Annotated in this window: 7 protein-coding genes; 1 reads left to right on the top strand and 6 read right to left on the bottom strand. The window is 48.0% G+C overall.

Annotated elements, in window-relative coordinates:
- Positions 1–112: 112 nt before the first annotated feature.
- Positions 113–2,725, bottom strand: a complete 2,613-nt coding sequence (locus V7S65_RS28335) for a family 20 glycosylhydrolase (RefSeq protein ID WP_336389168.1) — start codon at positions 2,723–2,725, stop codon at positions 113–115.
- Between the two features lie 379 nt (positions 2,726–3,104).
- Here V7S65_RS28335 and V7S65_RS28330 point away from each other — a divergent pair, with 379 nt between their 5' ends.
- Positions 3,105–4,688 (top strand): FMN-binding glutamate synthase family protein, encoded by a 1,584-nt coding sequence (locus tag V7S65_RS28330; RefSeq protein WP_336389169.1) that lies wholly within the window; start codon positions 3,105–3,107, stop codon positions 4,686–4,688.
- A 48-nt stretch (positions 4,689–4,736) separates the two neighbouring features.
- Here V7S65_RS28330 and V7S65_RS28325 read toward each other — a convergent pair whose 3' ends face one another.
- From V7S65_RS28325 to V7S65_RS28305, 5 genes are all read right to left on the bottom strand, one after another.
- Positions 4,737–5,495: an amidohydrolase family protein gene (locus V7S65_RS28325; protein ID WP_079470896.1), complete on the bottom strand. Its 759-nt coding sequence runs from the start codon at positions 5,493–5,495 to the stop codon at positions 4,737–4,739.
- A 115-nt stretch (positions 5,496–5,610) separates the two neighbouring features.
- Complete coding sequence (gene pgl / locus V7S65_RS28320; RefSeq protein ID WP_111577944.1) at positions 5,611–6,336, bottom strand: 6-phosphogluconolactonase; 726 nt, start codon at positions 6,334–6,336, stop codon at positions 5,611–5,613.
- 45 nt (positions 6,337–6,381) lie between these two features.
- Complete coding sequence (gene zwf, locus V7S65_RS28315) at positions 6,382–7,887, bottom strand: glucose-6-phosphate dehydrogenase (protein ID WP_079470898.1); 1,506 nt, start codon at positions 7,885–7,887, stop codon at positions 6,382–6,384.
- Between the two features lie 24 nt (positions 7,888–7,911).
- Positions 7,912–9,330 carry an NADP-dependent phosphogluconate dehydrogenase gene (gene gndA / locus V7S65_RS28310; protein ID WP_336389170.1) on the bottom strand — a complete coding sequence of 473 codons (1,419 nt, stop codon included), beginning with the start codon at positions 9,328–9,330 and terminating at the stop codon, positions 7,912–7,914.
- Positions 9,331–9,478: 148 nt separating this feature from the next.
- Positions 9,479–12,058: a phosphoenolpyruvate carboxylase gene (locus V7S65_RS28305; protein ID WP_111577946.1), complete on the bottom strand. Its 2,580-nt coding sequence runs from the start codon at positions 12,056–12,058 to the stop codon at positions 9,479–9,481.
- Positions 12,059–12,151: the final 93 nt, after the last annotated feature.

Here is a 12,151-nt window from a genome sequence, read left to right as displayed (position 1 = left end):
ATGAAGGGTAAATGCAGCGGATTTACATGATCCTGCCGGGATAAGAAGGTAAATGAAAACGGTGAGCAACAGGAGATCCACGTTGCTCACCGTCTTCCTTTCTCCCGGAAAATTATAATTTATTATTCTTCATCTGTGTATCAGCTACCGGCACTTTTACAGTAGTAGTTCTGCTGCTGCGGCCTTTGGTGCTGAATACTTTCAGCTTCACAGTTTTACCACCCGCCGCAACAGGTGCAGTATATATCGGGCTCTTCAACGTAGGTTCGTCACCGTTAGTAGTGTACCTTATCACCAAACCCGGCATCTGGATGTTGGCGCTCAATACACCATTTTCCACTTTCGCGCCTGCAGTAGGAATGCGCCAGTTGAAACCGCCCTCGTAATAATCCAGGCGCGGCATTTCGCGCTTGCCCATTACATTGCTGAATACACTCCACGCCTGCGCATACAGTGCATCGGCCTTTGCGGAATCTTTTTCGGTAGCCCACTCCGGATCCTGTGCCCATGCGCGTTCTGCGAGGCCCAGCAACTTAGGCAACATCATATATTCCATGCGTTCGGAACTGGTTACTGTTTCACTCCACAACAACCCCTGGATACCCGGAATATTGGAAGCGCCAAAACCTGTTAACCGGTCTTTACCCACAAACAACTCCGGCGTAACAGGATTGCCCCTGCCATCTACTTTTGAATTCTTGTAATAGTCGAACGGAATAAAATAAAACGGCTTATCCACATCTACAAAACCGCCCCAGTAAAATCCAGGTTCGTCAAAAGATTTCATATAAGCCATATCAAAATAAAAGTTGCTTACACCAGACAGAATTACTTTATATCCTGCATTTGCCAGGCGATAGGATAAATCTTCCTGTCCGCCGCCAATCACGTTATTCCATACATTCAGCTGGAAGTGGTCGTTTACAAAATCAGGGTTAGGGATACTCTGCGATGCGCCACTGACGGTTGTTTTACGCATACCTGCTTCTTCCCATCCGGCTACTGATAAACCGCGGGCTTTCAGCAGATCATTCACTTTCCGGTAGTAATAATACCAGAGATCATTTACATCTTTCAGTGATTTATCCTGCTGCATCAATGCGATACAGGCAGGCGATTTTTCAAACACGCCGCCCGGCACTTCATCACCACCCATATGCACGGATTCAAGTGGAGCGCCGGCTTCTTTATACATCGACTGCAATTCTTCCACCACTTTATCGAGGAAGTGATAAGTAGAAGGCAGCGCTACATTCATCACGTTATCGTTCCAATATTGAACAGAATGATATTCAGATTTATCCTGCAAATCGGTGAGCAGGTATTCGTTGGCTTCCTGATCACGGCCAGCCGCTTTCAGGCGGTAGTAGCGGGATTCCATTGCTTTTACCGCAGCGCGGGCATGCCCCGGACTTTCTATTTCCGGTAAAACACGTATATGCCTTGCCGTTGCATAACGGAGGATTTCTATAAAATCGTTGCGTGAAAAATAGCCACTGCCTGCGGTGTTGGTAGTATCCGGACCAGAGCCATAAGATGGCGGCAGCATATTTTTCCAGTCGCTGCTATGACCACGTTTAGCCCCCACAGTAGTGAGTTCCGGCAGGGAAGGGATTTCCAGGCGCCAACCTTCATCATCGCTGAAATGAAAATGTAATACGTTTAATTTATACAGGGCCATCAGGTCGATGATGCGTAACATATCACGCTTGTTATGAAAGTTACGGGCCACATCTATCATGAATGCTCGGTAGCCAAAGCGGGGTTCATCTGTAACCTCTACTCCCGGTATGGTGATGGCTTTCTGGTTGCCTGCGAATGCGGCCGGAGGAATCAGTGTTTTTAAAGACTGAATGCCGTAGAAAGCGCCGGTTTCAGTACCCGCAGTAATGGTAATTCCTTCGGGCGCTACTTTCAAACGGTAACCTTCCGGCGCAGTAATAGCGGCGTCATACACCAGGTTAATAACGGTTGTTCCCTTTTTTCGTTTACCCAGTAACGTTAACAACTCAGCATCCAGTGCTGCTGCGCTGGCAGACAGCTGCGGATCGGCTTTCACTTCCGGGAAAGCATCCAGCACCAGGCCTTTACCGGTAGCTGTATATGATTTTGGTGTAGGGAAAACCAGCGGCAGCTGCGATGCCGGGATATCTTTCACCACAGCATTCTGTTTAAATATATCCGTTGGCGTTACTACCGCGGTTTTATCACCGGGGTAACGCATCAGTTGTTTTGCGGTGGTTGAAGGACGGATACTATAGTCTTTAATGGAGAACCCTTTTTCCGGTTGTTCCTCCCATACCAGGTACAACCCGGTAGGCGCGTCTGTGAAGTTCACCGCCCAGGCATCGCCGGTAATAGCAAGTTTCAGGGAGTCGCCGGCGGCGATACCGTTAAAACCATCTGCCGGTGTAAAACGGTACAGGTCACCGTTGATATGCTCCACTTTCACATGACCCGGCAATTCGCCCGGTGTAACCATCCTGATAAAATTAAAATACAACTGCCATCCTTTGGAGGGAAACGGTTTACCGGCTGTATTTACAAAGGTGAAGGCCGACTGGAAATTGTCGCTGCCCTGGTAGTGGTTTTCTATCACTTCCCAACTGGTTTTCAGCCGGGCGGCATCATAAGGCGTGGATTGTTGTGCCCGGACACCTGCTACAGTACTAAATAAGAACAGGCAAGTTGCTACCAGCTTACCAGGATGAATGTATCTTTTCATGTGGTGGATTGATTGAAGATTGGCTTATTTTGAAAGATAATAAAATAATTTAAAAACTGAGGCAGAGATTTTTGCGGATGTTGTCTTTCTCAGGATTAAACTTATTACACTGATTAGCTTGATTTTATTTTTTTGGATTTTTAAAAGATTTGGGGAGATATAAGCGAATATCCGCTTATATCTCCCCAAATCTTTTAAAATCAAAAGTGATCAAATCCCTAAATCAATGTAATAAGTTTAATCCTGAGAAAGACAACCTCCGCAAGATTTAACAAATTTATCTGCCATACGTTAAGTAGATTTATAAGAACAATAGCTAAGGAAGTATTCGGCAATCTCCTGCAACCAGGAGCATCAAAAAATCAAAAAATTAAAGTCTATGGTTAAAGCATTTATCGGATTTTCATGTGTGAGTTTAGGTGTTATCATCGTTTTAGGATTATTTTTCCCATGGGTATTCTGGTTACTGGTGTTGGTATTGCCCATTGTTGTGATGGGCGTGCTTGACCTCCTGCAAACCAAACACGCTATTATCCGCAACTACCCTGTAGTGGGGCGGATGCGCTACTGGATGGAAGCATTGCGGCCCAAAATCTACCAGTACTTTGTGGAAAGCGATATTGATGGCAGCCCGATCAACCGGGTAGACCGTTCCACTATTTACCAGCGGGCCAAGCGGGAACTGGATTCCCAGCCATTTGGCACCCAGTTTAATGTATACGCGGAAGGGTATGAATGGATGGCGCATTCCATTCAGCCGCAGAATTTTGATCACCTGGAAAAGGACCCGCGCGTAACCTTTGGCGGGAAAGACTGTAAACAACCTTATTCCGGCAGCATCCTGAATGTGAGCGCCATGAGCTACGGATCGCTCAGTAACAACGCGGTGCAGGCTTTAAACGGGGGCGCCAAAATAGGCAACTTCGCGCATAACACCGGCGAAGGCGGTATCAGTGAAGCTCACCTCAAACAGGGTGGCGACATCATCTGGCAAATAGGTACCGGCTATTTCGGTTGCCGCGATGATGATGGCAATTTCTCCGATAGTTTGTTTGCAGAAAAAAGCGCGCTGCCACAAGTCAGAATGATAGAACTGAAAATTTCGCAGGGCGCCAAACCCGGTCATGGCGGCATATTGCCGGCGGCTAAAAACACGCCCGAAATTGCAGCCATCCGTCATGTAAAACCACATACCACTGTATTCTCTCCTCCTTATCATAAAGCATTTAACAGTCCGCGGGAAATGATGCTGTTTATTCAGCGCCTGCGCGATCTCAGCAAAGGCAAGCCGGTTGGATTCAAGTTATGCGTTGGCCAGCAGCGTGAATTCTACGCCATCTGCAAAGCGATGATAGAAACAGATATCTATCCTGATTTTATTACTGTAGATGGTGGAGAAGGCGGCACCGGCGCAGCTCCGCCGGAATTTTCCAACTCTGTGGGTATGCCGCTCATGGATGGACTTTCCTTCGTACACGACACGCTTACCGGGTTCAATATCCGTCATCATATGAAGATCATTGCATCGGGCAAAATACTCACGGGCTATCACATGCTGCGGGCAATGGCCCTGGGCGCCGATACCTGCAACAGCGCACGTGCAATGATGATGGCGCTGGGATGCATACAGGCATTGGTATGTAACACCAATAAATGTCCTACCGGCGTGGCAACACAGGATAAATGGTTATCTGCCGGCCTGGTGGTGGACGACAAAAAACACCGTGTAGCCAACTATCACCGTGATACTATTGAAAGCGCTATAGAACTTGCTGGTGCAGCAGGTTTGAAGGATCCGCATGATATTACCAGGCGGCATATTTTCCGCCGGGTATTTATGAACCAGGTGAAAACTTTTGAAGACATATACCCGAGTACTGCGCCGGGTACATTGTTAAACGGACTAATGCCGGAACATCTGAAAAGAGAAATGGAAACGGTGGGAATTGATACCTGGATTTAATACAAAAGATTCCGGCTTTTATCCCGCTAGAGATAAAAGCCGGAATGCTTAACCACGTGGCTGGTACAACGCCAATGCGTTTTCCCTGCATATTTTAGCGGCAATATCTGCCGGGAAATTCTGGAGGATCAGTTGCAGATCCGAGGCAGCAAATGGCCGCGGCGCCCGGGTAGAGGGCAAATCTGTACCGAATAATAAAGCGCCTGCATTGATAGCCGTAATCTGGCGCATGGCGGTTAATACATCAAAATCACAACGACTGAAACCCGTTGCTTTTACCCTCGCTCCTTTCTCCACCAATGGCAATAAATATTTGAACCCGGCTTTTGACAAACCCAGGTGATCAATTACCACGGCAGGCAGTTTATGCAGGGTGGTAGACAGCCCGGGAAGCTGCCGGGAATCCACATACAGCTCCACATGCCATTTCACCAGTTCGTATACACGTAACGCCAGCCGTTCGAGGTGTTTTACACTTTCGGAACCGCCGCGCTGTACATTAAATCTTACGGCGCGTACACCTGCTTCATGCAGGGCTATAATTTCTTCGTCGCTGGTACCGGCTGGTATCTGCGTTACGCCAACATAACCGGCCCCCAGCTGCTTCAATGCTTCCAGCAGGTATCCCTGATCAAATCCCTGGAAAGAGCCGGAAACCACTGCGCCGCCGGCGATATTCAGCGGTGCTACCTGTTGCTGGTAGTCGGCTACTGAAAATTCCGATGGCAAAAAGCCTTCGTTTGGCTGCAAAGGAAACCGGTGATCAATGATATGCAGGTGTGCGTCGAATATGGGCTTATCAAACATAATCTCATCGTTGTTACAATCACAAGCTACAGAAAATAGCTGAAAGCAGAAAGCAGAAGGGCTGAGTGGATCTCTTAATCCGCTCAGCCCTTTACAGCAATTGCTTTATGTTTTGTTAAATTTCCATTGCGCCGGCAGCAGCTTCGTCTACAAACCAATGCAGCTCACCTTCTTCCGGTCTGATCAACTGGGAAGGATATTTCTCAGCATCGAAAGTGCCTTCGATCACGCTTTTCAGCGTAATGGCCTTGTTGGCGCCGGTGGTGAGGAACAGCACACAGGCAGCTTTATTGACTACCGGTGCCGTTAAGGTAATGCGGTACATATTCTGGGCTTCCAGGAAAAATGATTTCACCCAGGCTTTCTTTTCGTGTACAATGGGTAATCCGGGGAACAGTGACAGGGTGTGCCCGTCGTCTCCCATACCCAGTAACACCAGGTCAAACGTGGTATCATCTTTCCCGAAATACGATTTCAGGATCTTTTCATATTCGGCAGCCGATTCTTCCGGGCCGATATCGGTACGCATTACATGGATATTTTCAGGATTTACACTTACTTTATCCAGTAATGATTCAAATGCCATGCGGGCGTTGTTGCGCTCATCTTCAAAGGGCACATCTCTTTCATCTCCCCAGAAAAAATGTATTTTCTCCCAGGGTATCACCATGTTGTAGGGAGCTTTCGCCAGCAGGCTGTATAGCTGCTTTGGCGTATTACCACCAGACAGTACAAACGTAAACCGTTCCTGTGTTTGTAATACTTCCAGTATGTAGTTGCTGATCCACGCGGCTACATTTTCACTCAGCTGAGCAGGATCTTTTGCGATATGTAGTTCCATAAGATAAAAAAGTTACGGACCATTTTCACAAATGGTCCGTAATTATTATTTAGTAGGTAAATTAATCCAGGTATGACCGTCGCGGGCAACGAGTGCGTCTGCATCGTCGGGGCCCCATGAATCGGGTGCATAGTTCGGGAAGTCCTGCGGAGTGCGGTTTTCCCATGTTTCCAGGATAGGCATGATCACTTTCCAGGCAGCATCTACCTGGTCGCCGCGCATAAACAGGGTAGCATCGCCTTCCATTACATCCAGCAGCAAAGTTTCGTATGCTTCCGGTGCATGCTCCCCATTGGCGGCATCGTAGTTAAAGGTCATGTCTACAGGGTCCAGCGTCATGGTTTGTCCGGGACGTTTCGCCTGGAAGCGGATCCGTATATCCATTTCCGGTTGAATGCTGATGGTGAGCCTGTTAGGGCGCCATGTTTGTGCAGCTTCTATCGGGAAAGAATAAGGAGGTGCTTCCTTAAAGGTGATAATGATATTGGTAGCTTTCTGGTGAAGGTATTTACCGGTGCGCACATAGATCGGAACGCCCTGCCAGCGCCAGTTGTCGATATAAAATTTAACGGCAGCGTAAGTATCGATATTGGATTTGGGATCCACACCTTTTTCCTCGCGGTAGCCGGCCACTTTATTTCCTTTCATCCAGCCGGCAGAATATTGTCCGCGTACGGCATGCTCATGCACCTTATCCGGTGTAATACGGCGGATAGCGTTGAGCACATCCACTTTCTTATTACGCACTTCATTGGCATCAAAAGATACCGGCGCTTCCATTGCCAGGATGCACATGATCTGCAGGATATGGTTCTGCACCATATCGCGCAGCGCTCCTGCCCTTTCGTAGTAACCGCCACGACCTTCCAGTCCCACGCTTTCAGCAGCAGTGATCTGGATGTTATCGATATAGTTGCGGTTCCACACCGGTTCAAACAATGCGTTTGCGAAGCGGAAAGCCAGGATATTCTGAATAGTTTCTTTACCGAGGTAGTGATCAATACGGTAAATCTGCTCTTCTGTAAATTTCTTCGCCAGCAGTTCATTCAGTTCATGCGCACTTTGCAGGTCATGACCAAATGGTTTTTCCACTACAATGCGGGTGCAATGCTTATCAGAGCAAAGGTTCAGTTCACCCAAACGGGTGGCTATATTCGGTACCAGTTGCGGCGCTACGGCCAGGTAAAAGATAACGGTTGGATGTACGCCCCACTCTTGTTCCTTCTGCGTTACAAAATCGGTGATCTTGCTGTAAGATGCAGGATCTTCCGCATCCATCTGCAGGTAAGTAACATGATTACTGAAATCTTGCCAGTGACCATTCTGCTCGCCCTTCCGGCGGGAAAACTTGCTGATTCCTTCCAGCAGGTGTTTATTATAGTCTTCGTTGCTGTATGGACTACGGCCTAAACCTGCAATAGCAAATTGTTCCGGCATCCAGTCATCTAAAAAGAGATTATATAACGCAGGCGTTAGTTTCCGGTAGTTTAAATCGCCACTGCCTCCGAATATGAACAGGATGGATGCAGGCGGGCGTTTATGGATCTGCATATGTTTAATTAAAGATGAACATTTTTAGTGCTGCTGCCATTCCGTATGGAAAGTGCCTGGCATATCAATACGCTGATAGGTGTGTGCGCCGAAGTAATCGCGCTGTGCCTGAATCAGGTTGGTAGCCATGCGACCGGTACGGAACGCATCGAAATAAGATAAAGCAGACATGAATCCGCCTACAGGGATACCTGCGGAGGCGGCCTGCGCAATTACGCTGCGGGTGTTGCTTTCAACTGATTGTACGAGATAAGCTACGCCTTCATCCAGCAGGATGTTGGTCAGATCAGCATTTTTCTGGTAAGCCTGTGTAAATATTTCCAGCAGGGAGGAACGGATGATGCAACCACCTCTCCATACTTTCACCACTTCCGGTAACGGGATTTCCATTTTCAGGTCGGAGGAGGCTTCTCTCAGCATAGCCAGTCCCTGTGCATAGCTCAGGATGGTGGCAAAGTAGAGGGCATCGTGTACCTGTTTGATCCACATTTCCGCGTCGGCATGAATGGTATTTTCCGGTGCTTTATAGATCGCTTCTGCTTCCAGGCGCTGCTCTTTGTAACCGGAGAGGGTGCGCATAGCTACCGCGGTATCAATCACGGGAACGGCTACCGGCAATTCCATCGCATCCTGTGAGGTCCATTTACCGGTTCCTTTGGAACCTGCTTTATCGGAGATCACGTCTACCAGGCGTTTGTCTGATTTATCGTCGTTCTGGAGGAAGATATCTGCGGTAATTTCTACCAGGAACGATTGTAATGCGCCCTGGTTCCAGCTTTTGAATACTTCGTGCAGTTGATCATTGTTGAGGCCAGCCCCCTTTTGCAACAGGGTATAGCTTTCACTGATCAGTTGCATAATGGCATATTCAATACCGTTATGCACCATTTTCACATAATGGCCGGCGCCTTCTTTACCCAGGTAAGCTACACAAGGCGTACCTTTTACTTTGGCGGAAATCGCTTCCAGCATGGGTTGTACCTTTGCATAGGCATCGAGGTCGCCACCGGGCATAATGCTCGGACCGGTACGCGCGCCCTGCTCACCACCGGAAACGCCGATACCCATAAAATGGATACCTTTTTCACGGAGTTGTTTCACACGGCGTAAAGTGTCCGTATAGTGGGAGTTACCACCATCTATTACTACGTCGCCCTGCTCCAGCAGCGGCAACAGGGAAGCTATCACGTCATCTACCGGCTGACCGGCGGGTACCAGCATCATTAATTTGCGGGGACGCTCCAGCAACTGTACCATAGTGGCCAGCTCTGCAACACCTTTAACGGTAGTACCAGGGGTAGCGGCTGCTTCCAGTGCGCTGTTCTTGGCAGCGTCTTTATCAAAGCCGATAACGGAAAAGCCATGATCCGCCATATTCAGTAACAGGTTTCTGCCCATTACGCCGAGGCCGATCATTCCAAAGTCATATAAGCTGTTTGCCATATATAGAGAAGTTACTTAAGGAGGTGTAAAAGTAGGGAAGAATTACGAAATACAAATTACGAATTACGGAGTTATATGGAGATAGCAGCTGATGTTGTTCACCGTCACTATTTCCACATAACTCCGTAGTTGTATTTATGAATAATTTTTATGCCGAGTTTCTGCCGGCATTGATAATACCAAAAGAGCAACGCATGATGAGCTTTTCGTAGGTTTCCCTGCCATGCCCGTTGTCGGGATGTGAATCCAGCTCCCGGATACGCGTAAGCGCATATTGCTGGGTGGTAAGCAAAGGCAGCACAATTCTTTCCCTCATCTGGATAGACAGCAGGTCAATCGGACTGCCGGCCATCAGTTCCGGCTCATTGGTCAGCAACAACAGGTATTTCTTTGTCAGCTCAAATTCATTATAGATCATCTGCCATACTTCGCCGTATTGCGGATGTTTAGCCAGGTAAGCCGTGAGCGGGAAATAGCTCTTCTTCATCGCCATTACACAGTTATCGAGCAATGTCCTGAAAAACAGGGAGTGCACGTATAACGCCTGTACTTCTTCCCATTTACCTTGTTTTTCCAGCTGCTCCAGCGCACTGCCCACGCCATAATAGCCCGGTACATTCTGTTTCAGCTGGCTCCACGCACCTACATAAGGCACTGCTCTCAGATCGTTGAGATTGAGTTTGGCAGAGGCATTACGTTTGCTGGGACGGCTGCCGATATTAGCCTCCGCATAGTAACGCAACGGGCTGGCATGATCGAGATAAGCCAGGAAATGAGGATGTGTTTTTAATTTATTGTAAGATTTATACCCTTCATCCGCAAGTGATTGCAGCAAATCTTCTTCCGATTTGCTCAGTGTTACTTCACGGGAAGAGAACAGTTCATTGCTGATGCCCGCGTGTATCAGTTGTTCCATATTGAACTGTGCGGCATCCACGGTACCAAAGTTGGAGCTGATGGTTTGCCCCTGTATGGTTTGCTGTATTTCTTTATTGGCAATATTCCTGCCCATAGAGGCATAGAACTGGTGCGTTTTTCCGCCGCCACGGGCCGGAGGACCTCCCCTGCCGTCAAAGAACACCACGTTGATACCATATTCTTTGGAGATAGTAGTGAGTTCTTCTTTTGCTTTATAGATGCTCCAGTTGGCCATGAGATAGCCACCGTCTTTGGTGCCATCCGAGAAGCCGAGCATAATGGTTTGTTTGCACTGGCGGCGACGCAGGTGCTCGCGGTAGTCAGCGTTTTCGTACAGCTCTTTCATCACCTGTCCTGCATGACGCAGGTCATCGATGGTTTCAAACAGCGGTACAATATCTACCGTCATCTCTTCTTTTTTCCAGCCGCTCAGGAGGAACAAACCGTATACTTCCATTACATTGAGTACACTGGTACTATGACTGATAATATAACGGTTGCAGCCTTCTTCTCCATTGGCAGCCTGTATTTCTTTAATGGAAGCAATGGTTTGAAGGGTATCCTGGTGCAGCGGGTTTTCCAGTGCCATTGGATCTGCGGCTTCTTTTATATTCAGTAATGCACTGATCTTTTCTTTATCTCCCAGGGAGGTATAATTATCCGGCAGCGCGGTTGTTTCAGCGGCTACCGCTTCCAGTACGGCTTCATGAACAGAGCTGTCCTGGCGGATATCCAGGGAAGCAAAGAACAATCCGAATATTTCCACTTTGCTGATCAGGTTATCTACGAGATGTACAAACAACCCGTTCAGATCGGCAATAATAGTATTTCGTATATCCGACAACGTGTCCAGTATTTCCTGGCGGCTGATATCTGCTTTGTGCCCGGGAATAAAGAGGTTGCGGGATAACTTTGATTCCAGTGCAGCTACTACGTTTTCCACGCCTTTAAAAGTAAGGCGGCGGCGCAGGTTGCGTACTTCCCGGAAGTAGCATTTCATAATAGATGCGCGCAGGGCGGCGGCTACTTCCACAGTGGTGGGCGCTTTCACAAACGGGTTCCCGTCACGGTCACCACCGGGCCAGAAGCCCATACGGATCACGGAGTTCTCGCTGCTGATGGCGCCCGGAAACTGCGCCCGGATGGACGACAGGATGCGGCCGGCCGACTGGTAAAATATATTTTCAAGAAACCACACCAGGCTGATGGCTTCATCATACGGGGTGGGTTTTTCTTTTTTGAAGAACGGTGTTTTCCCCAGCTGTTGCAGGTACATATTTACCTGGCTGGTATTTTCGTCGATGAGGGCTTTAGACAGATCGTTGATAATACCCAGTACCTCGCTGGGGTAAAATTGTGTAGGATGCGCGGTCAGCACCAGTCTCACGGAAAAATCCTTCAGTTTATCCTTTAGTTTATCCTGGGCTTGTTCCTGGATCACTTCAGACTGCAGGTGGCGCAAAGTACCGGCGCCCTGCAGGTCGCGGATATTCCGGAACGCTGCATCTTCCAGTGCATCAAACAGTACTACCTGTCTTTCAGCGTATTGCACAAAGCGGAACAACAGGTCTGTTCGTTGCTTTTCATCCGTATAGGTGGTATACTGGGAAAAAAAAGAGTCCATAATTTCCTGGGGGCTGCTGCCTTTGGCATATCCTTCTTCACAGTGAAGCAGGAACAGGGACAGGAAGATCCCTGTCTTTTCCACCCGGTGGAAAGGCAAAGAGGTGAAGAGGCTATTATACAGCTGAAACTTGGTCCCAACAAGGTTTTTGAACTGTTGCAGCGAATTATTTACCGGCGCTTCCATACTAATTATCCGTTTATAGTGCTAAAGAAGAAGACTAAGCGGCTGTTAAATTAATAATTATTATGTTAATTTCTTAGATTTTTGATTTTTGTT

Source organism: Chitinophaga sp. CCNWYY40, from assembly GCF_037483205.1.
Taxonomy (GTDB): Bacteria; Bacteroidota; Bacteroidia; order Chitinophagales; family Chitinophagaceae; genus Chitinophaga; species Chitinophaga ginsengisegetis.
Note: the sequence above shows the minus strand (reverse complement) of the source record. Positions and strands in the feature narration are given on the sequence as shown.

Excerpts from the sequence above, each read along its gene's own strand:
- V7S65_RS28335 (WP_336389168.1), bottom strand. The coding sequence starts at position 2,725 with ATGAAAAGATACATTCATCCTGGTAAGCTGGTAGCAACTTGCCTGTTC.
- V7S65_RS28330 (WP_336389169.1), top strand. The coding sequence starts at position 3,105 with ATGGTTAAAGCATTTATCGGATTTTCATGTGTGAGTTTAGGTGTTATC.
- V7S65_RS28325 (WP_079470896.1), bottom strand. The coding sequence starts at position 5,495 with ATGTTTGATAAGCCCATATTCGACGCACACCTGCATATCATTGATCAC.
- pgl (WP_111577944.1), bottom strand. The coding sequence starts at position 6,336 with ATGGAACTACATATCGCAAAAGATCCTGCTCAGCTGAGTGAAAATGTA.
- zwf (WP_079470898.1), bottom strand. The coding sequence starts at position 7,887 with ATGCAGATCCATAAACGCCCGCCTGCATCCATCCTGTTCATATTCGGA.
- gndA (WP_336389170.1), bottom strand. The coding sequence starts at position 9,330 with ATGGCAAACAGCTTATATGACTTTGGAATGATCGGCCTCGGCGTAATG.
- V7S65_RS28305 (WP_111577946.1), bottom strand. The coding sequence starts at position 12,058 with ATGGAAGCGCCGGTAAATAATTCGCTGCAACAGTTCAAAAACCTTGTT.